The 23,766-nt window shown below is 42.0% G+C and carries 22 protein-coding genes; 8 read left to right on the top strand and 14 right to left on the bottom strand.

What is annotated here, in order from left to right; translation table 11 throughout:
- The first annotated feature begins 30 nt into the window (after positions 1 to 30).
- Both ACQY4U_RS02425 and ACQY4U_RS02420 read left to right on the top strand, forming a co-directional pair.
- The gene (locus tag ACQY4U_RS02425) at positions 31 to 396 is read left to right on the top strand and encodes a response regulator (protein ID WP_428327781.1); all 366 of its coding nucleotides are present in this window, start codon (positions 31 to 33) and stop codon (positions 394 to 396) included.
- Positions 397 to 462: 66 nt separating this feature from the next.
- Positions 463 to 1,863, top strand: a complete 1,401-nt coding sequence (locus tag ACQY4U_RS02420) for an aminopeptidase P family protein (protein ID WP_428327780.1) — start codon at positions 463 to 465, stop codon at positions 1,861 to 1,863.
- A 65-nt stretch (positions 1,864 to 1,928) separates the two neighbouring features.
- On the opposite strand, the gene pulA is transcribed toward ACQY4U_RS02420, so the two are convergent.
- The 4 genes from pulA to ACQY4U_RS02400 all read right to left on the bottom strand — a co-directional run bounded on the left by pulA (position 1,929) and on the right by ACQY4U_RS02400 (position 5,913).
- Positions 1,929 to 3,926 (bottom strand): type I pullulanase, encoded by a 1,998-nt coding sequence (pulA, locus tag ACQY4U_RS02415; protein WP_428327779.1) that lies wholly within the window; start codon positions 3,924 to 3,926, stop codon positions 1,929 to 1,931.
- A gap of 64 nt (positions 3,927 to 3,990) precedes the next feature.
- Positions 3,991 to 4,476, bottom strand: coding sequence for a peptide deformylase (locus ACQY4U_RS02410; RefSeq protein ID WP_428327778.1), 486 nt, complete (start codon positions 4,474 to 4,476; stop codon positions 3,991 to 3,993).
- Between the two features lie 106 nt (positions 4,477 to 4,582).
- Complete coding sequence (locus ACQY4U_RS02405; protein ID WP_428327777.1) at positions 4,583 to 5,170, bottom strand: DUF4142 domain-containing protein; 588 nt, start codon at positions 5,168 to 5,170, stop codon at positions 4,583 to 4,585.
- Between the two features lie 95 nt (positions 5,171 to 5,265).
- Positions 5,266 to 5,913, bottom strand: coding sequence for a YceH family protein (locus ACQY4U_RS02400; RefSeq protein WP_428327776.1), 648 nt, complete (start codon positions 5,911 to 5,913; stop codon positions 5,266 to 5,268).
- A 521-nt stretch (positions 5,914 to 6,434) separates the two neighbouring features.
- Between ACQY4U_RS02400 and ACQY4U_RS02395 the strand changes: the two genes are divergently transcribed.
- A complete protein-coding gene (locus ACQY4U_RS02395) occupies positions 6,435 to 7,271 on the top strand; it encodes an MBL fold metallo-hydrolase (protein WP_428327775.1) in 837 nt (278 codons plus the stop codon).
- A 73-nt stretch (positions 7,272 to 7,344) separates the two neighbouring features.
- Here ACQY4U_RS02395 and ACQY4U_RS02390 read toward each other — a convergent pair whose 3' ends face one another.
- Entirely contained in the window at positions 7,345 to 8,013 is a 669-nt protein-coding gene (locus tag ACQY4U_RS02390) for a FadR/GntR family transcriptional regulator (protein ID WP_428327774.1), read from the bottom strand.
- Positions 8,014 to 8,152: 139 nt separating this feature from the next.
- On the opposite strand from ACQY4U_RS02390, the gene ACQY4U_RS02385 reads away from it, so the two are divergent.
- From ACQY4U_RS02385 to ACQY4U_RS02375, 3 genes are all read left to right on the top strand, one after another.
- Complete coding sequence (locus ACQY4U_RS02385) at positions 8,153 to 9,052, top strand: metallophosphoesterase family protein (protein WP_428327773.1); 900 nt, start codon at positions 8,153 to 8,155, stop codon at positions 9,050 to 9,052.
- Positions 9,053 to 9,152: 100 nt separating this feature from the next.
- Positions 9,153 to 9,353 (top strand): YtxH domain-containing protein, encoded by a 201-nt coding sequence (locus tag ACQY4U_RS02380; protein WP_428327772.1) that lies wholly within the window; start codon positions 9,153 to 9,155, stop codon positions 9,351 to 9,353.
- A gap of 369 nt (positions 9,354 to 9,722) precedes the next feature.
- Positions 9,723 to 10,670: a BT_3987 domain-containing protein gene (locus ACQY4U_RS02375; RefSeq protein WP_428327771.1), complete on the top strand. Its 948-nt coding sequence runs from the start codon at positions 9,723 to 9,725 to the stop codon at positions 10,668 to 10,670.
- Positions 10,671 to 10,944: 274 nt separating this feature from the next.
- Here the strand turns inward: ACQY4U_RS02375 and ACQY4U_RS02370 are convergent, their stop codons facing one another.
- From ACQY4U_RS02370 to ACQY4U_RS02350, 5 genes are all read right to left on the bottom strand, one after another.
- Positions 10,945 to 12,225 carry an MFS transporter gene (locus tag ACQY4U_RS02370; RefSeq protein WP_428327770.1) on the bottom strand — a complete coding sequence of 427 codons (1,281 nt, stop codon included), beginning with the start codon at positions 12,223 to 12,225 and terminating at the stop codon, positions 10,945 to 10,947.
- Positions 12,226 to 12,247: 22 nt separating this feature from the next.
- The gene (locus tag ACQY4U_RS02365; RefSeq protein WP_428327769.1) at positions 12,248 to 12,685 is read right to left on the bottom strand and encodes a MarR family winged helix-turn-helix transcriptional regulator; all 438 of its coding nucleotides are present in this window, start codon (positions 12,683 to 12,685) and stop codon (positions 12,248 to 12,250) included.
- Positions 12,686 to 13,004: 319 nt separating this feature from the next.
- Positions 13,005 to 13,877: an alpha/beta hydrolase gene (locus ACQY4U_RS02360; RefSeq protein ID WP_428327768.1), complete on the bottom strand. Its 873-nt coding sequence runs from the start codon at positions 13,875 to 13,877 to the stop codon at positions 13,005 to 13,007.
- A gap of 152 nt (positions 13,878 to 14,029) precedes the next feature.
- Positions 14,030 to 15,122 (bottom strand): peptide chain release factor 2 gene (gene prfB / locus ACQY4U_RS02355; protein ID WP_428327767.1). Its coding sequence is split into 2 segments (ribosomal slippage): positions 14,030 to 15,061 and positions 15,063 to 15,122, totalling 1,092 coding nucleotides; the frame shifts between segments, so codons are not numbered across the junction.
- A gap of 118 nt (positions 15,123 to 15,240) precedes the next feature.
- Complete coding sequence (locus ACQY4U_RS02350; RefSeq protein WP_428327766.1) at positions 15,241 to 15,678, bottom strand: hypothetical protein; 438 nt, start codon at positions 15,676 to 15,678, stop codon at positions 15,241 to 15,243.
- A 262-nt stretch (positions 15,679 to 15,940) separates the two neighbouring features.
- Between ACQY4U_RS02350 and pgi the strand changes: the two genes are divergently transcribed.
- On the top strand, positions 15,941 to 17,587 hold the full coding sequence (gene pgi / locus ACQY4U_RS02345) for a glucose-6-phosphate isomerase (protein WP_428327765.1): 1,647 nt from the start codon (positions 15,941 to 15,943) through the stop codon (positions 17,585 to 17,587).
- Between the two features lie 113 nt (positions 17,588 to 17,700).
- On the opposite strand, the gene ACQY4U_RS02340 is transcribed toward pgi, so the two are convergent.
- Genes ACQY4U_RS02340 through ACQY4U_RS02325 form a run of 4 tightly spaced genes read right to left on the bottom strand, consistent with a single transcriptional unit; the run spans position 17,701 to position 21,990 of the window.
- The gene (locus ACQY4U_RS02340; RefSeq protein ID WP_428327764.1) at positions 17,701 to 18,774 is read right to left on the bottom strand and encodes a glutaminyl-peptide cyclotransferase; all 1,074 of its coding nucleotides are present in this window, start codon (positions 18,772 to 18,774) and stop codon (positions 17,701 to 17,703) included.
- A gap of 7 nt (positions 18,775 to 18,781) precedes the next feature.
- A complete protein-coding gene (locus ACQY4U_RS02335; protein ID WP_428327763.1) occupies positions 18,782 to 19,150 on the bottom strand; it encodes a YraN family protein in 369 nt (122 codons plus the stop codon).
- A complete protein-coding gene (gene dnaG, locus ACQY4U_RS02330; RefSeq protein ID WP_428327762.1) occupies positions 19,150 to 21,075 on the bottom strand; it encodes a DNA primase in 1,926 nt (641 codons plus the stop codon). The genes ACQY4U_RS02335 and dnaG overlap by 1 nt, the downstream gene beginning before the upstream one ends.
- 48 nt (positions 21,076 to 21,123) lie before the next feature.
- Complete coding sequence (locus tag ACQY4U_RS02325) at positions 21,124 to 21,990, bottom strand: DMT family transporter (RefSeq protein ID WP_428327761.1); 867 nt, start codon at positions 21,988 to 21,990, stop codon at positions 21,124 to 21,126.
- A 181-nt stretch (positions 21,991 to 22,171) separates the two neighbouring features.
- On the opposite strand from ACQY4U_RS02325, the gene asnS reads away from it, so the two are divergent.
- Positions 22,172 to 23,608: an asparagine--tRNA ligase gene (gene asnS, locus ACQY4U_RS02320; protein ID WP_428327760.1), complete on the top strand. Its 1,437-nt coding sequence runs from the start codon at positions 22,172 to 22,174 to the stop codon at positions 23,606 to 23,608.
- The last annotated feature ends 158 nt before the right edge of the window (positions 23,609 to 23,766 follow it).

The raw sequence follows: 23,766 nt of genomic DNA, 5'->3' as shown, positions 1-23,766 counted from the left end.
GTGCATCTGCAAAGGTAAAGCAGAAGCATAATGACAAAGAAAATATTAATAGTAGACAATAATGTGCTCATGCTGGAGGTGATGACCTACATATTAATAAATAATGGTTACGAGGTATTTGCAATAACCAGCGGCAGCGATATTTTTAATCATATTAAATCGGATCACCCCGACCTCATCATACTGAACGCTATATTGCCAGGCATAAACGGCAAGGAAATATGCCAGCTTATAAAACTTAATAAAACAACGCAAAATCTTCCGGTTATCATGTGCTCGAGCGAGGATCCCATTGCTGATTCATTAAAGCAAAAAGGAGCCCCTGATGATATACTGCAAAAACCATTTGATATTAGTTGTTTGATTGAAAAGATAGCCTACCAATTAGCGGCTTAAGTTGTTTAACACTTTTCAATAGCTGCAAATCTGCTTAATTCTTCAAATAAGGAATATATTTGCGGTATGGAACTCAACCTTTTTGATAAGCAGGTTTACGTTAACCGCAGGCAAACACTAAAGCAAAACATTGGCAATGATGGTCTTATCCTGTTACTTGGTAACGAGGATAGCAGCATGAACTACAAAGACAATTGCTATCCCTTTAGGCAAGACAGTAATTTTCTATATTACTTTGGTTTAGATGTACCTACCCTTGCTGCAATTATTGATACTGATACCGGCGAAGAAGTTGTTTTTGGCAACGAACTGAGCATTGATGATATTATATGGACGGGAATATTACCTACCGTTAGTGAGATGGCAGCCTTAGCTGGTGTAGCTAAAACCAATGCCTATAACCAAATTACCCATTATGTTCATAAAGCTATAACCAATGGCCGTAAGGTTCATATCCTGCCGCCTTATCGTCCTGAAAATAAAGTTAAACTTTCGGCATGGCTTAATGTAAGCATTCAGGATATTGCAGATCATGTTTCTGTAAAGCTGATTAAAGCGGTTATTGCGCAGCGCGTTATAAAATCGCCGCTTGAGGTTGAGCAAATGGAAAACGCTGTATCTATCAGTGTGGATATGCAGTTAGCTGTAATAAAACACACCCGCCCCGGCATTAAGGAATATGAATTGGTTGCAAAGGCTCATGAAGTAGCGATAGCTGCAAATGCACGCTTAGGTTATCCGGCTATTATTACTACCCATGGACAAACGCTGCACACGCATTATTATGGTAACACCCTGCAGGAAGGACGGATGGTTTTGGCCGATATTGGTGCCGAAAATGCCATGCATTATGGTGGCGACCTTACCCGCACCGTTCCTGTTGGCCGCAGCTTTACCACCCGCCAAAAAGAACTTTATGAAGTTGTACTCAACTCAATGGATCATGCCATAAGCATGCTAAAACCCGGGGTACAATATAAAGAGATACACCTGCAGGCCTGCCAAAAATTAGTTGAAGGCTTAACCGCAGTTAATATAATGAAGGGCGAGGCTGCCGAAGCCATAGCAGCAGGCGCGCATACCATGTTTTTTCAATGCGGATTGGGCCATATGTTAGGTATGGATACCCATGATATGGAAGATTTGGGCGAGCAATATGTAGGTTATACCGATACCTTGAAAAAAGAAACCGTCTTCGGATTAAAATCGCTGCGTTTGGGCCGTGAATTGGAAGCCGGTTATGTACTTACCATTGAACCCGGTATTTACATTATACCAGAGCTGATAGACCGCTGGCAAGCCGAAAATAAATATGCTGATTTTATCAATTACGATGTATTGAATACCTATCGCGATTTTGGCGGTATCCGTATTGAGGATAACTTTTTAATAACAGATACTGGCAGCCAGCTTTTAGGTAAATATCTGCCTAAAACGCTAAAAGAAATTGAAGCTTTAAAAGGATAAGTTAGTTCAATTTATTCAAACAGCCCATTCAAGCATATATCGCTGAATGGGCTGTTTATTTAAGCCTACTTACTGTACAAAACATACGCCGATGTAGCAGGAATGGTTAAGCTTTCGCTTTCAATCGATTTTATTCCCTGCTCTATTATTGTGTCCCCATCCAGGGCAAGAATCCATTTCCCTGCCGGTATCCTGACGGTTTTATCACTTGTATTGCCATTTAAAATTACCAGGATGTTTTTCCAGCTATCGCCATTGGCGTTATTGCTGATCTGGTAAGCGATTGTTGCAGGGTTGCCGCTATCTAAAAACTTCAGGTTATTTTGGATCATTTGGGTTGATGGCATCCGGAAGGCCGGGTGATTTTTGCGCAGGGTTATCAATCCCTTGTAATAATCAAATACGGCTTTATATTTGGTTTTGCGGCTCCAATCTATCTGGTTAATAGAATCGGGCGAATTATAGGAGTTGGCTATCCCTTGTTTGGTACGCAGCATTTCGACACCCGAATGCAGGAACGAAACACCCTGCGAAGTTAGTACTATAGCATTAGCCAGCTTATCCATCCTGATCAAATCTGCCTCGCTTGCACCGGCGTTTGATATTTTAAGCCTGTCGAAAAGGGTATTATCATCATGGCAGGAAACATACGTTATAGACTGGAAGGGCCCGGCTGCCCATGCTGCTTTCGAATAATTGATCTTAGTATAATCAACCTGTGCATTTTGGGTTGCGGCAACAATGCCAAATTTCACACTCTCTGTTTTATCAGGATTACCGCTTACAAAACCTTTTTCTTTCAGATCGCCCCAGCCGCCTTTTATTCCATCGCGTATATCATCGCTAAAAGCAGCTACTTCATTTACTTTGGCAATATTTTTTTTAACCGAGCGCTGATCCTCCGGCAGCGGGCTATTGCCAGCCGTCCAGCCTTCGCCATAAATAAAAATGGTGGGGTCTATTTTATGCAGTGCTGCACTTATCTGGTTCATTGTTTCGGTATCGTGTACGCCCATCAGATCAAACCGGAAACCATCCAAATGATATTCCTTAGCCCAGTAAACTACCGATTCGATCATAAACTTACGTACCATTGCCCTTTCAGAGGCTACCTCGTTGCCACAGCCCGTGCCATTTGAGTAAGAACCATCCGAATTTTGGCGGTAAAAATAGCCCGGTGCAAACTGGCTGAAGTTAGAATGCACAATGTCGCCGGTATGGTTATAAACCACATCAAGTACTACACGCAAGCCATTTTTATGCAGGGCTTGCACCATTTGCTTAAACTCTTTAATGCGCACATTGCCATTGTATGGGTTGGTTGAATAGCTGCCTTCGGGCACATTATAGTTCATGGGGTCATAACCCCAGTTATATTTATTGGCTTCGGGTTTAGTTTCATCAACCGAGTTAAAATCAAAGGAAGGTAACAGGTGCACATGCGTAACACCAAGCTGTTTAATATGGTCCAGCCCGGTTGCTTCACCATCAGGGCTTTTTGTACCGGTTTCTGCAAGGCCTAAAAACTTCCCCTTATGCTGGATGCCCGAGTTTGGGCTGATTGAAATATCGCGGATATGCGTTTCATATAATACAATATCAGTAAAGTTTTTTAGCGCTGGTTTTTTATCGTGCTGCCAGTTAGCCGGGTTTGTTGCAGGCAAATTAACCACCATGCCCCTGTTGCCATTAACTCCAACGGCCTTAGCATAAATATCAGGTTTTTCCAGCAGCCATTTACCATCCTGCATTACCTGGAAGGTATAATATTTGTTGAGCAGATTGCGGTGTATGGTAATTTCCCATGTGCCATTTTCGCTTTTGGTCATGGCTATAGTATTCATAGCACTGCCCCCATTTCCGGCTGCGTATAATCTTAATTTTACTTCGGATGCCTTTGGCGCCCACACTTTAAACGCTGTTTTTGATGGCGAATAAAAAACACCGAGATCGTTCCCGGTAAAAACCGGATAGTTATCAAATGGGCTGGTTTGCTTAACCGGTTTAAAAGCTGTTAGCATGGCTATAATAACAAGGGATAATATAACACCTGGATATTTCATAAAATGCGTTTACTGGTTGGCTTATAAAAAGATTTTAAATATAGCTGTTTTTACCACGCATTTATCAGCACCGCCAGCGGAAAGATTTTTGGTCAATGGCACGCATGGTGCATAGTATGCCGTTTAAATGGTCGTATTCGTGCTGTAAAAGTTCAGACAGTGCGCCTTCCATATGCCATTCCTGCGGTTCCCAGTTTTCGTCAAGATATTTTATGGTTAATGACTGGTGTCTTTTTATTTTCACTAAAAGATTAGGAAAGCTCATGCAATCGTCCCATAATTCAAACAACTCTTCGCTCAAATTGGTCAGTTCGGGATTTATAAAAACAACCGGCTTATCAATATTCATGTAAATAATCCGTTTCATGATCCCTAATTGCGGTGCAGCAATAGCCCTGCCGAAGTTATATTTAATCCTTATCTCCCTCATCACGTTATCCATATCGGCCACCCAGTTTTTAACCTGTGGCAGTTCTGTTTCCAAAACAGCATCGCAGGTTTCATAAAGGCGCGGATCGCCCAGTAAAAGCAGGTCTTTAAGTGTTTTCATCTTAGCTGCAATATCAGAAAATCAGCTCGTTTTTATTCCAGAAAAAGCGGGCATAAAAAAAGGCGGATAAAATATCCGCCCCCATATAATTACACTCACAATTATATTATTTCATGCTATCATGGATCTTATTGATCGCATCAAGGTGCATTTGTACGGCCGGAGCAGTTTTAGCTGCAAAAGCTTTTAAATCGGCATCTTTACCGTTTTTAGCTTCATCCTGCATTAAGCTAAGCGTTTTTTTATGACCATCAATCATGGCATCAACATAAGCTTTGTCAAAATCTTTACCGGTTAATTTAGACAGGTCGTCCATTTTTTTCTGGTGATCAGCATCAACAGCTGCAGGTAAAGTGATGTTTTTAGTTTTGGCAATAGCCATCAGCTCATCATTAACCTTACCGTGATCGGTAACCATCATTGCACCAAAACTCTTAATATCGGCATTGGTGCTTTTTTCCTGGGCTAATTTGCCTAAGGCTACTTCGGCCATGCCGCCATTTGCAGCGGTAGTTGCAAACTTGGCATCATCGGCACTTACTGCAATACCGCCTGTAGCTGCAACATTAGTGGTAGTATCCTTTGTTTTGTTTAAACTGTCGGCACTTTCCTTAGCATCTTTAGGTGCGCTGTTACAGCTTTGGAATGCAATAGCTGCCGCTGCGATCATCATCGCATAACTTAACTTTTTCATAGGTATATAGATTTGTTTTTTAATTTATTATTATAAACAAATAGTATACCAATAAGTTTTTTAACCAATATTTAATAATATGAAAAATTTATTATTTAGGTAAGTTCCTTCATCAGTTTATCAAAAGCTTCCCTTAATTCGGCAAGGTCTGTTTCTAATTTTACTACGCGTGCTTCCAGTCCGCTATTGCTTCGCGGGATCTCATCTGCCGAATCATCGTCACTTATTTCGGGTGTTCCGCCTAATAAATGGGCGTATCTAACTTCCTTTTGGCCGGGGCGCCTTGGCAATTGTACCAGGAAAGGCATTTCCGGCGAGCTTAACCGTTCCAAAGCAGCCTGCACATCTTCTATCGAATCAAACTCATACATCCTGCCCGAATTAGTATTTAATTCGCCCGGTGTTTGCGGGCCGCGCAGCATCAGCAGGCAAATGATAGCCACTTCGGCAGGCAGCACCGGGAACACAATAGCAAAATTATGCTTGAATTTTACACTGCGGATAGAACCACCTGTTGCGGTAGAGATCAGCCCACGTTTTTTAAGCGTATTTAATGCCTGCGCAACTGTATCCTCATCATATTGCACCACCGGCTTGCGCGATGTTTTTTGATTGCATGCCGCGGTAAGGCTATTGATGGTCATGGGGTAATAATCGGGCGTGGTCTTGCTTTTTTCCATCAGGGAGCCAAGCACACGTAGTTCTTCGGCATCAAGTATGGGTAAAATAATCGGTTCGTTCATGAGGCTAAATATATAAATCGGATATTGATTTTTTGGGTTTTTGACGGAGATTAATGAAAGAGCCTTGCCTAAATCCTATCCAAAGGAGAGAATTTTTATAGTATGTTGGTTAAACCCCTGCCTTCCCTTCCCCGGGGAAGGAATCGCACAGGGCCAGCGCTTGAAAAAGAATTGCATATTATATAACACAATCAGAAGCGGGTAAAGGCCTGTCAGAAAAGCGGGCCTGGGCGCATGGCCTGCAGCGGTGAAGCTTTTTTCTGACTTGATTTTTTGGTTACTTTTTCATCTAAGGAAAAAGTAACTAAGCCCCCGCGGCTATGAGCGGGACGATGATTGTTATTTACAATAAAATATCCTCAAAACGAAAATACTCCTACCACACCTTCCCAGGGAATAAATTGCACTCGGCCAATGCTTTAAAGCATAAAACCCATATCACATATACATAAACTTTTAAAACTCCATTTTTATCCACCATCGTTATAAAACTCTGCCAAAATCCGTTACTTTGTAATAGCATGTCTTTGTTCATCACCTCACTAAATTCGGGCAGTAATGGTAATTGTTATTACGTAGGTAATGAGCATGATGCGGTGCTTATTGACGCTGGGATCTCCTGCCGTGAAACCGAAAAGCGAATGCTGCGCCTGGGGCTGTCTATGAAAAAAGTACGTGCCATCTTTGTATCGCATGAGCATTCCGACCATATAAACGGCATTGCTGTACTTGCCAAAAAATATAAACTGCCGGTTTACATCACCCCGCCTACTTTAAAAAGAGGTGGCATAATTATCGAAGAGCAGCAAGTGTTCAGTTTTAAGGCTTTTGAAATAATTACCATTGGCGAGCTGCAGATAACTGCTTTCCCTAAAAAGCATGATGCTAGTGATCCTTATAGTTTTTTAATTGCCTGCCGGGATATTAAAGTAGGTGTGTTTACAGATATTGGTATGGTTTGCGAAAACCTGATCCATCATTTTAAACAATGCCATGCCGCTTTTTTAGAAGCAAACTATGATGATGAAATGTTGGATAGCGGCGGCTACCCCTATCACCTTAAACACCGCATCCGGGGTGGAAATGGCCATTTGTCAAACAAGCAGGCGCTGGATCTTTTTATAGCGCATAAGCCGGAGTTCATGACGCATTTACTGCTCTCGCACCTGTCTAAAAACAATAACGACCCACACTTGGTGCAGCAGTTGTTTGATGAACATGCCGGCGAAACCACTGTGATTGTTGCTTCCCGGTATGAGGAAACAGCCATTTATCATATCACCGCTCAAATAAATACGCGCGCAAGTATTTTACGGCAAGCCGTAGAACTAAGGTCTGTGCAGATCTCCATGTTTTAATTCAAAGCAAAAAACAGTAAATGTAAAGCAGAAAATTAATCATCAGATGATGGGATGATTAATAAGAAAGCAATTATTGTGTGATATGCCCTGTGATTTTGGCTATCCAATACCATGCCTTTTTAGCATCCTGGCGCAGTATGCCATCCAATAATTGCCGGTGATGATCGGTAAAGCTTTTAAACGCCGAAGTATCATCATATTTACTGATCAAGGCCGCCTTTAACTGGAACGCGAATGATTTATAAAGATCGGCAAGGATGTCGTTCTTTGAGGCCTCGGCCATTGCTATATAAAAGTTAATATGCGCATCAATACACTCGCTCAGCAGGTTTTCATTTGAGGCTTTTATTCTTTTGCCTAAAAAGTGTTCTAATTTTGAAATATCATTGCCGGTGCGGTTCATTGCCGCCATTTCAGCAATTTTCATTTCCAGGATCTCGCGTACCTCATCAATCTTTTCAGGTGCCGATCGTTTAAGTCGCTGGCTCAGTGGTTCGTTAATTCCGGTAGCATCTTCAACAAACGTACCTAAGCCTTGCTGTACCCGCAGAAACCCTGAATTTACCAACAGTTTAACCGCTTCGCGGATGCTGGATCGGCCTACGCCAAACCTTTTCATCAGCTCGGCCTCAACAGGCAGTTTCTGATTAATCTTGTAATCTCCTTTTAAAATACGTTCCTGTAATTTAACGGCAACTTCTGTAGCTAATGATCTTCGGGGTATTATATTTTTATTCATCTTATCATCTGATGATATAAATATAATAACATTTTCAATAGCTGTTTCCTTTTTACAGCAAATATATTGATGATGATAAGGTCACCTTTAATTTATGTAAACACATTAGTTTTGTATGCCGGAAAATGCGGCATACCACATGCAAAGACGATCACTTATTAAAAGCCTTGGCGGCCTGTTACTGGTGCCGGCGCTTCCCTTTAAAAGTTTAAGCACTACTAAAAAACCTGTTTTACGGGTGGCCCATTTAACCGATGTGCACCTGAAAGATAAATGGAATGCCCCTGCCCGCTTTGTAAAATGCCTACACCACGTACAGCAGCAACCCGGTGTTGATATGATACTGAACGGAGGCGACATTGTTTTTGACATGAACAAGGAAAATCTTGATACCATAAATACCCAATGGAAACTATGGCATGACCTGATTAAATCAGACTGTAGCCTGCCCATGAATTATGTGTTGGGGAACCACGACATCTGGTGGAACGAGAACGACAAAGGACAGGCCATCTATGGAAAAAAGTATTCGATGGATCAACTGCAGCTTGCTACGCCTTACTACAGCTTTGTAAAAAACGGCTGGAAGTTTATTTTGCTGGATAGCGTTCACCTGGATGTTGACAATACCTGGTATATAGGCAAATTAGGCGATGAGCAATTTACGTGGCTGCAAAACGAACTGAAGACTACCCCGGCAAATATGCCGGTATGTGTATTGTCGCATATTCCTATCCTTTCGGCTACGCTGATGGTGGATGATAATGAAGGTACTAAATGGGAAATATTAGGCGGCGATATGCATACCGATACCAGCAAAATAGTAAGTCTGTTTTACCAGCACCCCAATGTAAAGCTCTGTTTAAGCGGGCACATACACCTGCGCGATAAAGTGGTATATAATAATGTAACTTATATATGCGATGGTGCAGTAAGCGGTGCCTGGTGGGAAGGTAATAAACGCGAAACCGCCCCCGGTTATGGGCTTATTGATTTTTACGCCGATGGTAGCTTTGATGAGCAATATGTAAATTATTGAATGGTTTAAACCAACCGATCTGTAATATTTTTTGCACCGCGCCATCAAATACTAAAAAACATTATTGAACAATAACCGTTTAATTTAAAAACGTAAAACAATGGGCTTATTAAAATTTATTATAGTTGGAGCAGCCGTAGGATACGGTGTTAATTATATAACCAAGAAAAACGAGAGCGGCCGGTCGATACTGGAAGATGTGCTTGACGACGCACCTGAATGGGTTGAAAAAGTTAAAAAATATGCTGAAGATGCCATTGAGCAGGTAAGCAAAAACGTACAGACTAAAACGGGGTTATAATACCTGTAAAAATTTTTGTTAGCTAAACTACGGCTGATCCTAATAAGAAATAGCCATAGTATAGCACCATAAAATGCCAGATCTTTTGCGAGGTCTGGCATTTTATTTATTAGTGGATTTCTGTATCCCCAATGCTTTCCATCCCTAACCTGATATTCAGATTCTTTCGCTGTTTATCATCATATCCCTCCCATGCTGATTTTTTTCAATCCACACTAAGGGTAAACCGCCTTATAGTGTACTCCCTTATAAATGCTGTAATTTATTGACCAGCAACGGCTGATGTTAAAATCTTGCAACAGTCTGCAGCATCAGTAATAAGCAAATTGAACGAGTAATTACAGATCCATAAATCATCACAAGTAACAAATGAAAAAAAATTCTACAAAAATTTATTCAGCCTTTATAGGGTTGGCGGTGCTTTTTAGTTCATGCTCAAAAATTGACAATAACTACGATTATAAAAAGATGCCTACCACCATTGAACTGCCTTTAGCCGCCCACGCCGGCCCGGCTGCTTATGATAATGGCGGGTTTAAATGGGTGCTTGCCGATTCTATCAGCGCTACACCACAGGCATTAACTACCACAGTGCTTATATCAACTATAAACCCATTAAAAAAGGACGTAAAGGTTACTTTAACAGTTGATAATGCTGCATTAGCAAGGCTTAACGCCGCACACAGGGCGCTTTACCTTGCTGATAGTACAACAGCAGTTACTAACGCAACGGCATTGCCCGATCCTACAGCTTCGCAGTATACGGTTTACCAGGCAATGCCTGCTAATGCTTTTACTATCCCAAGCTCAACGGTAACTATCCCGGCCGGGCAGCTTACGGCTAACTACAACATCAACATTATATCGGCCAATTTAACGCCTTTGGTAAAATACATGCTGCCTGTTTCTATTACTGATGCGCAGGGGCAAACCATCAGCTATTACCGCTCGGTGTTGTATGTTATCAGCACAAAAAATAAATATGAAGGTGATTATACGGCTAATGGATCCATTTCATTTCCTGATCCGACGTTAAACAGGTCTTGGACCGGTCGTGATAAATTCTTAACTACTGTCAATGCAAATACGGTTGTTGCTGAGGCTGCTGATTTAGGCGGAAGCAACTACTTTATGAATTTAACGGTTAACAGCGATAACACGGTAACGGTAGTGTCGGCATCTGGTGCAGCTAATAAAACCATTCAAAATAATGGTACCTGTGTTTATGACCCGGCTACCAGGACGTTCACGCTTAACTATAAATATATCGGTGGCACGGGTGATCGTGTGATTGCAGAAACTATTTCAGAAAACTAAATAAAAAAGCCCCCTTACACTCGCTGTTTGGGGGCTTTTACCTAAACCTTATCACAACTCAAGGTGGAGACCTCGTTTTGATTGCTGTAAACTTATGGCGATGCCCCCGATTTGTAAAACATAATCGATGAAGAGCTTAAATGTATCGACTAATAACGCATTGTTATTGTATTAAACACCCTGTATTTTATAATCGCAAAGACTGGCCCCTATTGTTTGATGTTAACTATAAAAAGAAAGCCACTTATTTTGGCTTTTTACGCGGACTGAAAAATTAAACGGTTTGCATTGGGTGGTCTTGTTCTTTTAATATCAGATCCTGCTGATGTTTAAGCTTTTCTTTACGCAGGTAGATCCAGTGCAGCAAACCAATCAAAAGTGCGGCTACGCCTTCAAAAAACAAGGTATCAGCAGCGCCTATCCATTTTGAAACCAAGCCGACTAACAGCCCGCCAAGCGGCTGCATGCCGAAAAATGCCATTGCATAAAAGCTGATCACCCGGCCGCGCATATCGGGCTCAACGGTAGTTTGGATCAGCGTATTGCTTACCGTAATTTGCGACATCATACCAAACCCCGAAATGGCTACAAAAGCCAATGCCAGCGGATAGCTATGTTCGTGCGAAAACAAGATAAGCCCGATACCAAAAACCAGCGTATTAATAAAAAGGATCCTTTTTAAATTGGTACCGCTTTTTCGCGTTGCCAAAAATATGGCCCCTAAAAAGGCACCCAGGCCAATAAAGCTGTCAATAACACCAAATGTAGAAGCTGTTCCATTAAAAACATCCTTTGCATAATAAGGGATCAGGGTGCTGTAAGGCAATACCATCAGGCTAATCAGCGACAGCATTAATAATACAAACGCTATAGATGGTGTGCGTTTAATATAATCCATCCCTTCTTTAAGTTCGCCAAATACATTTTTGGGATGTTCTTTTTTAATGAATTTAGGTAGTTTCATAAAAAGCAAAGAGCCAATAACGGCCACAAAGCTTAGGGCATTCAGTAAAAAACAAGCACCATCGCCCAGACTCTCTAATATAATGCCGGCTATACCCGGGCCAATAATACGCGACAGGTTTACCATTGATGAATTGAGCGCAAGTGCATTGGGCAGGTCTTCCTTATCCTCCACCATATCATAAACCAATGATTGCCTGGCCGGTACATCAAATGCGTTTATAATTCCCAATACCACGCTCAGGCTTATAATTTCCCAAACGGCGTAGTGTTTTAGCAAGATAAGTATGGCAAGCAAAAGGGCCTGTATCAATGAGGCTACCTGTGTGGTTAGCAATACCCGGTAACGGTTATACCTGTCTGATACCACACCCCCTATCAGCGAAAATAAAAATGACGGAAAAAGGCTGGCAAACAAGGTTAGCCCCAGCATAAATGTAGAGTGGGTAAGCGTATAAATAACCCAGCTTACCGCGGTTTTTTGCATCCAGGTACCAATAAGCGATATAGATTGGCCTGTAAAGTATAAGGTATAATTCCGGCTTTTAAATGCCCGGAATAATCTGAAGTTTTTGATAGATTCTGTTGTCATTAGTATAATATTGTCGGGCTGCTCATTTCAGGTCAACCAATTTTGTTAATGGGATTAATGCCTCCTTAAGCAGCTCCATTTCTTGTGGCGTACAAGCTTTGCTTATGGCCCGGGCCAGCCATTCATCTCTTTCGTGCCGAAACTTTAAAAGTGTTTCTTCTCCTTTTTCAGACAGGCTAATGATCACTTTTCTTTTATCGGTAAGGGATGCCCTCCGGATAATAAAGCCCAGGTCAAACAGATGGTTCAATACCTGCGACATGGATTGGTTGGTGATCATCTCTGCAGTGGCAAGCTCACTTGGCAGTAATTCTTTATGCTGAAAAAGCATGGCCATTGTTGAGCGCTCCGTTAAAGAAAGCTGCAGCCCGGTAGGCGATTCTTTCCGGAGCTTTTTTATCAGGCGGGTTACAGCCGTACGCAGATCTGAAGCAAATTGAACGTCGTGATTGGTGTCCATTTTATAGTAAGTTAAACTTGTTAGTTTGCCTTACAAAGATACGGTCAAAAAAGTGGTTGCCCAATAGTTAATTATCATATCAGGGTAATTGTTACAATGCTATAAGCTTTTGTTTAGCATGTACTAATAATCCCGATGGCTATATCGGCTGTATTAAAGGAAAGATTTAAAAAGGGGGAAACTCCTGTTTTGAGGTATAGAGCTGCTAATCAAACACAACTATTTGATTAGCATAATGTAATTGCAAAGGAAAGGGATAATGATCGCCTTTTGTGTTAATTGTTAAGTAATAACTGGAAAAATAAATTGCTTTATCTACCTACAAAAAACCGTTTTCGTCCAGCCAGTTTTTGGCCCAGTCAATCCATTTATCTTTGCTTTTTGGGTTGTTTAAGCCAAACCCATGGCCGCCTGCCTCAAAAACATGCATTTCGGCCTTTACCTTTGCTGCAAGCAGGGCATCATAAAACATCAATGTATTTTGTACGGGTACAACGTTATCATCCTCGGCATGGATAATCAGCGTTGGCGGCGTGTTAGCAGTTACCTGCTTTTCATTACTGTACAGGTCAACCTGTGCTGCTGATGGTGTTTTGCCTATCAAATTTTCGCGCGAGCCAACATGCGCCATGGGCCCAAAGCTGATTACTGGGTAAAGCAGGATCATAAAATCCGGTCTTACGCTGATGTTTTCTTTATCATCAATCAATACTTTATCAAAATGCGTGCCCTCGGTTGAGGCTAAATGCCCGCCAGCCGAAAACCCAATGATTCCGATCTTGTCAGCCTTTAATCCCCATTTTACTGCATTTTTGCGTACAGTAAACACAGCCTGCTGCGCATCCTGTAGCGGGCCAATGGTTTTATCAACCATAATACTATCGCTTGGTAATCGGTATTTTATCAAAAAGGCGGTAACGCCTATCTTATTAAAAGCCAAAGCAATGCTTGAGCCTTCGTTCTCCATAGAAAGCCCTGCATAACCGCCCCCGGGGAAAATAATAATTGAGGATCCATTTGAAGTTCCTTTTTCAGGCAGGTAAGGTGTAATGGTTGGGATACTTACATTGGTAGCCCAGCCTTTATCGTTTTTTTCAATATAAGTTGCGGGAGTGGGTTTGGCATTTGGTATACCTGCCGGGTATAGCGGCATTGGTTTTTCTTGTGCCCGGGTTAGTATTGCTGCGCTCATAATGATTAGGGTACACCAGATTAGTTTCATGATTTATAGGTATAAATATTATATAATTGGTTGGGTTGCATTACCTGTTGGTTACAGGTAATACAACCGGCTCTTTATTAAAAGGGAGAAATCACTTATTCCGGGCACAAGCTACTAATAAATTAGCTTTTTGGGCCGCCAAACTCCATTAAATAAGATTTAAGAAACTCGTCCAGGTCGCCATCCAACACAGCGGCCGCGTTTGATGTTTCGTGATCGGTACGTAAATCCTTAACCAATTTGTATGGGTGCAAAACATAGTTACGGATCTGTGAGCCCCATTCTATCTTTTTCTTATTCCCTTCAATGGCATTGCTGGCTTCCATACGTTTGCGCATCTCGGCCTCATATAATTGCGATTTTAGTAACCTGATCGCATTTTCCTTATTCTGTAACTGTGAGCGCGACTCCTGGTTTTTGATGATAATGCCCGATGGTTTGTGGTATAAACGCACGGCAGTTTCAACCTTGTTTACGTTTTGCCCGCCTGCACCGCCCGAGCGGAAGGTTTCAAACTCTATATCGGCATCCTTAACCTCTATTTCAATAGTATCATCAACCAAAGGATAAACATAAACAGATGCAAATGAAGTATGGCGCTTGGCATTGGAGTCGAAAGGCGAGATGCGCACCAAACGGTGTACGCCATTTTCGCCTTTTAAATAGCCATAGGTAAAATCGCCCTCAATCTGTAAGGTTACGGTTTTTACCCCGGCAACATCACCCTCCTGAAAATCCTGTTCGGTAACTTTGTAGCCATGTTTTTCGCCCCACATAATATACATACGCATCAGCATGCCGGCCCAATCACAGCTTTCAGTACCACCGGCACCGGCAGTTATCTGTAATACGGCATTGAACTGATCTTCTTCGGCCGAGAGCATGTTTTTAAACTCCAGTTCTTCAACTGCCTTTATTGCTGCGTTATATTGCTCCTGCATTTCGGCTTCGGTAGCATCGCCACCCTGAAAAAATTCAAAAAGCACACCGGTATCTTCAATTATTGAAACTACGGCCTGGAAGGCATCGGTCCATACTTTTTTTACTTTGATGGATGCCAATACCTTTTCGGCTTCTTTGGGATGGTCCCAAAAATTAGGACCTATGGTTATTTCCTGTTCTATATGCAGTGCATCGAGTTTCTTGTCGATGTCAAAGATGCCTCCTCAGGGAAGTTACTCTATCCCTTAAATCCTGCACTTGTTCTTTAGTCATAGGGCAAATATATATAATTGTAGTTTAATGGTTATGGTTTGGGTACTTGCTTATAACAAAAAAGGGCTCGTAAAGTTTAACCTTTACAAGCCCCTGATATTTTTTAGAAGAGGAATAATTATGCAACCATCATGCGGTTAACCAAACCGCTAAAGTCAGACTGGTTACCATTTAGCTTGGCTAAAAAATTACTTAAACCAAAATCCTTATTCTGTTCGTTTTTTGATTCCTTAACCAACTCCAGCATTACCGGAGTTATCAATGAGTTTGCTGCTACCAAAGCTTTATCTGGTGCAATACCGTAAAAGTTGTTAAGCTTACTGGCAAACCTGTTGATTATGCTTGCTACCAGCGATTTGTTGTAAATACCCGAGAATTGAAAAAACCTGATCAGGTCTTTTATTTTTCCCGTTTCCATCTGTCCCTTCAAAACTTCAATTATTGAACTTGAAGCCTCATTAATCACCGCCTCGTGGTATTTAACCGGAATTGCAGGGTTGTCAATAACAGCCATCCCGGCGTTATTTTTGACAAGCATAAAAAGTTTTTCGAACATACTGTTAATTTTTTAAAGCACATTAATAAAATAATGAAAAACCACTGATTTATTTATCATCATTGCAAATATATTGATTAATAATTTCGAATTTACGAATGAAATATAGATTATGTTAATAATATGACAATATATATTTCGTTTGCCGGTTTAAAACAAACAGTGTGCAAAAGGTGTTAAAATAACACCGATGTGTCATACTTTTCAGATTTAATATTCATCTAAGTATTAACTTGCTACTTTTGATAAAAACCACTCAATTATGTTGCCAAATACCGATTTTACCACTACCCAGGCTTATAAATACTTAACCGACCACTATATTGATATAGTTGGTAAAAGCCTTAAAGAATTATTTGAAACTGATGATCAACGCTTTACTAAGTTTTCGCTCCGTTTTGAGGATATATTGCTTGATTACTCCAAAAACCGCATTGACGATCAGACTGTAGCATTGTTGATTCAGCTGGCTAAGGAGTGTTCAGTAAATAAGGCAATTGAAGCCATGTTTAGCGGCGAAAAAATTAACGTTACCGAAGGCCGCCCTGTTTTGCATATTGCATTACGCAACCGCAGCAATACGCCTATTTATGTTGATGGTAAGGATGTTATGCCCGATGTTAACCGTGTGCTTGATCAGATGAAGGCTTTCAGCGATGATATTATATCAGGCAAATGGAAAGGCTTTACCGGCAAACCTATAACCGACGTGGTAAACATTGGCATCGGTGGTTCGGATTTAGGCCCGGTGATGGTTACCGAAGCATTAAAGGCTTATAAGAACCACCTGAACATGCACTTTGTATCAAACGTTGATGGTACACATATAGTTGAAACTTTAAAAGGCTTAAACCCGGAAACTACGTTATTCCTGATTGCTTCAAAAACCTTTACCACGCAGGAAACTATGGGTAACGCACACAGTGCCCGCGACTGGTTTATAGCCGGTGGTGGAAAAGATGATGAAGTTGCCAAGCATTTTGCAGCCCTGTCAACCAATAGCGAAGGTGTTGCCAAATTTGGTATCGATACCAAAAACATGTTTGAGTTTTGGGATTGGGTAGGCGGCCGTTACTCTTTATGGAGCGCTATCGGTTTATCTATCTCGCTGAGCATCGGTTCCGAAAACTTTACCGAGCTTTTATCCGGCGCACATGCAATGGATAATCACTTTAAATCTGCCGAATTAGAGCAAAACCTGCCTGTTGCCCTGGCATTGGTAGGTATTTGGTACAATAACTTCTTCGAATCAGAAACAAATGCCATTTTGCCTTACGACCAGTATATGCACCGTTTTGCTGCTTATTTTCAGCAGGGTGATATGGAAAGCAATGGCAAGCATGTTGATCGCAATGGCAAGCCTGTTGATTACTCTACCGGGCCAATTATTTGGGGCGAACCGGGAACAAACGGCCAGCATGCTTTTTACCAGTTGATACACCAGGGTACCAAACTGATCCCATGTGATTTTATTGCTCCGGCTATATCGCACAACCCGCTTGGCGAACACCATAACATGCTGCTATCAAACTTTTTTGCACAAACGGAAGCTTTGATGAACGGTAAAACCCGTGAAGTGGTAGTTGAAGAATTACAAAAAGCGGGCAAAACTGCCGAAGAGATTGAAAAGATAGCGCCGTTTAAAGAATTTGAAGGCAACAGGCCAACAAACTCTATCCTGTTAAAAGAGATCACCCCGCGAAGCTTAGGGTCATTAATTGCGATGTATGAGCATAAAATATTTGTACAGGGTATTATCTGGAACATTTACAGCTTTGACCAATGGGGTGTTGAGCTGGGCAAGCAATTGGCCGGTAAAATATTACCTGAACTAAAAGACGACACCGAGATCAGCAGCCATGATTCATCAACCAATGGCCTGATCAATCAGTATAAAGCCTGGAGGTAATTCCCCAGCCCCCTGAAGGGGGAGCAATAAAAAATGCCCGGAGATATATGTGTCTTCGGGCATTTTGTTTAATATGCTTTTCAAAAGCTACCCCCTTTAGGGGGCTGGGGGGATTACTTCTTCATAAAAGAAACCTGGAACAACTTATTCCATTTTTTACCGGTTATAAATATGCGGCCAGTGGCTTTGTCGTACGCTATACCATTCAGCACGTTGGCTTCGGGGTTGCGTTTATCTTCGGGGTATAAATTGCTAAGGTCAATGCGTTCAAGTACGGCGCCGGTTTTTGGGTCAATCACAATGATCTCATCTTTGGTGAAAACATTGGCGTAAAGCTTACCGTCAATATATTCCAGCTCATTAATTTCATTAACAGCACCTTTATCGTCAAACACGTCAATATAACCTGTTTGGCGGTAGGTGTTTTTATCTAAAAAGAAGATGCGGTTGGTTTTATCATCCATGTACAGCTTTTTACCGTCAAAGCACATACCCCAGCCCTCAACGCCGACATTAAAAGGTGCGGTGCTTAACAGCTTAAAGGTATTTTTATCATACACGTATATGATTTTTTCCAGATAGGTTAGCTGAACAATTTTATCGCCAATGATAGAAATACCCTCGCCAAATACTTTGGGGTCTAGCATTACCTTTTTTACCACTTTACCTGTGGTAAGATCAACCTTTCTTAAGCTCGATTGTCCGTCTATTACCTGCCCTGCCGGGGGAATGAGGTAACCGCCGCCGCTTTCGTATAAATAACCATCCTCAAACAACAAGCCTTCGGTATAGCTGGTGGTATCATGCGGAAATACTTTTTCAACCTTGTAGGTATATTCAACAGGTGGTTTGGCAGGCAATAAAACTATATTGGTTGATATATCCTGGCTTTTGCCACCCTGATAAACTTTTGCGGTAATTACCCTTGGGCCAAGCGGCATGGTATCTGTTTTTAAGGATAGCGCGCTTGAATCTTTCTTCGAGGCGATTTTTACAGAATCAATCAGGTAAACTACCGAATCGGGTTTTGAACCTGAAGGATAATGGGCTTTAATTTCAACATTATCGCCTGATTTAAACGTTGTGCCGGCCTCCGGGCTAATGCTGATGCCGCTATCCTGCTTATGTTCATTGCAGCCACAAACAAATAATACGGCGGCTAATAGTACTTTAAATTTATGTTTCATTTTATTGTTACAAGGCTGTAGGCCAAAACGCGTCTTCTATATGTTTTAGTATGTAGTTATTTTGCCGGTCAAACAATACCGATATAATGTCAAACCGCACTTCGCCCTGGTGGTTCATCAGGTAAATATATTCATCTGCGGCATCAGCCAATAACTTTTGCTTGCGGGCATCCACAAAATCTTCCGGCTCGCCAAAACCATTGCCCGTGCGGGCCTTTACCTCGGTAAATATAATCACCTTATCCTTATAGGCAATCAGGTCAACTTCCAGGCGGCCATGCGTCCAGTTTTCGTCCATTATCTCGTAACCCTTACTTTCCAGGTGAGCTTTGGCTAAACTTTCGCCCTTGCGGCCCAGGTCGTTATGCTGCGCCATTATTTTAAGATAACTGAACCTAAAAAATCAGAAATAGTTTTTTCCACCTTTTTCATGTGCATATACTGGTTCAGCAGTATCTCCTGGTCGGCCTCCACATCTGTTTTTTGCAGCTCATTGCGCAGCCCTTCTAATATTTTGCCAACCATGTGCTTTTTAAGGTGAAATATGGCCCCTAAAATAGTGGCTTTCATGTTAGCCTGCTCATCGTTAACCAATATTTTATGCATATCGTACCAGTTTTCGCTCAGGGTATACTTGGTAGCTATCTGGTTTACGGTAAGGTCAACTATATCTTTATCAGGATAATGGATAAAGTACTGCTCATCGGGCAGCACGCCATTTTCAACCTCTTTACGATAAATTTCTACAAAAGATTTGCAGGCCGCATCCTCAAAATCAACATCGCTTAACTCTGCTATCATAAACGGGCCTATGTAGGTATTGGCGATGCCATCCCAGTCAATAACACGGTTACCATAAAGCAGCAGCAGGCGGATCACTTCCTTCTCCTGCGTGGCATCTTTGATAACTATCTTTACATCGGGCTCATCAAAAAAGTTCGGCTCATCGGGTGGTTCTTCCTGCCTTGATGTTTGGTGCTGCGAGTCTTTTTTAGCCTTGGCGTTGCGCATTTTGTTGAGCTCGGTAAGTAATGCACGCTCATCAATCTGCAGCAGGTAGCTACACTCTTTTATAAAAACTGATGCCTTGATAGAATCCGGAATTTTGGCAACGCTTTCAACGATCTCCCGTATTACCCCGGCTTTTTTTATCGGATCCTTCCCGGCCTCCTTAAGCAGGATGTCGGTCTTAAATAAAATAAAATCCTTTTTATTATCTTCAATATGCTTTTTGAACCCATTGGTTCCAAATTTCCGCACGAACGAATCCGGATCGTGCCCATCAGGAAACAGCACAACCTTTACGTTGAGGCCTTCTTCCAGTATCATATCCAAACCGCGCAGCGAAGCTTTGATACCCGCCGCATCCCCATCATATAAAATAGTGATGTTTTTGGTAAAGCGGCCTATCAGCCTGATCTGCTCAACGGTAAGTGATGTGCCAGATGATGCCACCACATTTTCAATACCCGCCTGGTGTACCGAAAGTACATCGGCGTAGCCTTCCACCAAAAAGCAATTGTCCTCCTCGCGGATGGCTTTTTTGGCAAAGTATAGCCCATATAAAACGCTCGACTTGTGATAGATCTCAGACTCGGGGGAGTTTACATATTTGGGAACGTTTTTATCGTTCTTTAGGGTACGCCCGCCAAATGCAATAACCCTGCCCGTAAAGCCGTGGATAGGGAACATTACCCTGCCGCGGTAGCGATCATAAAGCGAGCCATTATCGCGCTTTACAGAAAGGCCGCTCTCTTCTAAAAACTGCTGCAGGTAACCTTCCTTTAGCGCCTGCCCGGTAAAGGCCTCCCATTGATCGGGCGAGTACCCTAATTCAAATTTCTTAATGGTTTCGTTGGTGAAACCACGCTCCTTAAAATAACTGAGGCCTATATTTTTACCCTCATCGGTATTGAGCAGACTTTCGTGAAAAAACTTTGCAGCAAAGCCCGAAACGATCATCAGGCTTTCGCGGTGGTTTTCTTCCTCGCGGTTCTCTGTTGGGTCAACGGTTTCCTCAACCTCAATGCCGTATTTTTTGGCCAGCCATTTTAATGCTTCGGGATAGGTAAACTTTTCCAGTTCCATTAAAAAGGTAATGGCTGAACCTCCTTTACCTGTGGAAAAATCTTTGAAAATACCTTTTGCAGGCGATACCGTGAACGACGGTGTACGCTCATTGGCAAAAGGCGAAAGCCCAACGTAATTTGCCCCGCGTTTTTTTAACTGCACAAACTCGCCAATCACCTCCACAATGTCGGTGGCTTCCATAATACGGTCGATGGTGGGTTTGGTGATCATGTGCTAAAAAATGCAAAGGTAAACCAACAGGTGGCCCCTTTACAAAAGTTAATTTACAATTTTATTTGGATTATCGCGCTTTAAAAAAGTAATGGCTATACCCCCTAAAACAATTGCGCTGCCTATAATTTCTTTCAGCTCCAGCTTTTCATGCAGCAGCCAGATAGCTAAAAAACCGGCTATTACGGTTTGACTCAATAGGGCAATGGATACTTTGGTTGATTCCAGGAAGCGCAATGAATGGTTAATGGTTAACCAGCCGGTTAACTGGCAAATAATGCCCATCCCTAATAAGCACAACCATCCGGATAAAGGAAAATCAAGCATTTCGTTATGCTGGCCAATGTTTATCAGCAGTAAAAAAACACTTCCGGCCAGCATGTTGTAAAACATAAAGGTTGCGGTATCTATCTTTTGCAAAATGCCGCGGGTTATCATAATGTAAATGCCATAAAAAAAGCTCGCCAGCAGGGCCAGCAGTATGCCAACATTAAACTGCAGGTGCAGTATTTGCTGGTAACCCACTAAAATCACCATCCCGATAATTGCCACGAAGGTACCGATCCAGAATAACCTGCCCGATAGTTTTTTAAACAGGATATAGCTAAGCAGCCCTACCCAAACCGGTGCAAGGTTGGCCAGCAGGGTAGATACCGTAGCCGATATTTTTGCGAGGGAAATGTTCCAAACGGCAATATCCGATGCGAAAACGATACCGCCGATCAAAGCAATCAATAGTTCTTTACGGCCTATTCTAAGTTTGCCTTTAATAATACAGTATGGTGCTAAACAAAGCCAGGCTATAAAAAGCCTGTAAAACCCTGAGGTTAAAGGCGGCGCCCCCGAAAGCTTTACAAATATTGGTGAAAAGGCGATACAAAGTATCCCAATAATGAGGCTTGCTTTAGGGTTCATGGAAGCAAACTTAATTATTATGAACCGGAATTTACCGAATTAAAGGATAAGCGGAATGTGCCATGAGCTATAATGAATTTAAACGATCAGTTTAAAATTAGGGAGAATTGTAATTTCTATAAAATTCCGGTTCAGACAATCATTCAAATAATTGTATTTTTGCCCCTCAAAATATATTTATATGAGCCAGCGAACAAAGATCAAAGCATTACTGGAAAGTGACCAAACAGGTATTGATGTAACAGTTAAAGGATGGGTACGGGCATTCCGTCAAAATCGTTTTATTGCTTTGAATGATGGCTCAACCAATAACAACATTCAAATTGTTGTTGATTTTGAAAACACCGATCCTGTTTTGCTTAAGCGCATCACCTTTGGTGCCGCCATCAGCGTTACCGGCGAACTGATCCCGTCATTAGGACAAGGGCAAAAATTTGAAGTGATTGCTAAAGAGATTGAAATATTAGGGGATTGCGACCCGGAAGAATATCCGCTGCAGCCTAAAAAACAAACGCTTGAGTTTTTAAGGGAAAAGGCGCACCTGCGTTTCCGTACCAATACCTTCGGCGCTATATTCCGTGTGCGTAACAGCCTGGCTTTTGCGGTGCACCAGTTTTTTCAGGATCGCGGGTTTGTTTACCTGCATACGCCCATTATTACAGCATCAGATGCGGAGGGCGCAGGTGAAACTTTTCACGTTACTAACTTTGACCTGGCTAATCCGCCAAAAACACCTGAAGGAGAAATTGATTTTAAAGAAGACTTTTTTGGTAAAGCCACTAACCTCACCGTATCCGGCCAGTTAGAGGGTGAGTTAGGTGCTATGGCACTGAGCGATATTTATACATTCGGGCCAACCTTCCGTGCCGAAAACTCAAACACCACCCGCCATTTAGCAGAGTTTTGGATGATTGAGCCCGAGGTTGCCTTTAATGATCTGAACGATAACATGGACCTTGCCGAGGACATGCTGAAATATGTGATCAAATACGCATTGGATAAAAATGCGGATGATATTGAGTTTTTAACCCAGCGCTTAATTGAAGAGGATAAGCAAAAACCACAACAGGACAGGGCAGAAATGACCCTGCTTGAAAAACTGCAGTTTTGCCTGAACAATGATTTTGAGCGCATCACTTATACCGAAGCGATAACGATATTAAAGGAATCAACCCCGAATAAGAAAAAGAAATTCCAATACCCGGTTGAAGGCTGGGGAACCGACCTGCAATCAGAACATGAGCGTTATTTGGTTGAAAAGCACTTTAAGAAACCGGTAATACTGACCGATTATCCTAAAGAGATCAAAGCATTTTACATGCGCCAGAACGACGACGGTAAAACCGTACGTGCTATGGACGTATTGTTCCCCGGTATTGGTGAAATGATTGGTGGTTCGCAACGTGAGGAGCGCCTTGACAAATTGGAACAACGTATGGATGAGATGGGAATCCCTAAGGATGAGCTTTGGTGGTACCTGGATACCCGCAGGTTTGGTGCCTGCCCGCATGCCGGCTTTGGTTTGGGCTTTGAGCGTTTGGTACTGTTTGTTACAGGTATGAGCAACATCAGGGATGTGATCCCTTTCCCAAGGTACCCGAAAAACGCAGAGTTTTAATTGCGGGTTTAGGTAGGATTTTACACTTCCGTCATTGCGAGGAGTTACGACGAAGCAACCCCCGATATGCAGCGCAAATATAAAGGTTAACATCTTTCTATTTGCGCTGTATAGTTCGTGATTGCTTTGTTCCTCACAACGCGTAATAAATAAATCAT

The sequence above is a fragment of the Mucilaginibacter sp. genome (assembly GCF_965277465.1).
In the GTDB taxonomy this organism is placed as follows: domain Bacteria; phylum Bacteroidota; class Bacteroidia; order Sphingobacteriales; family Sphingobacteriaceae; genus Mucilaginibacter.
This window is presented reverse-complemented; position numbering and strand designations above follow the sequence as displayed.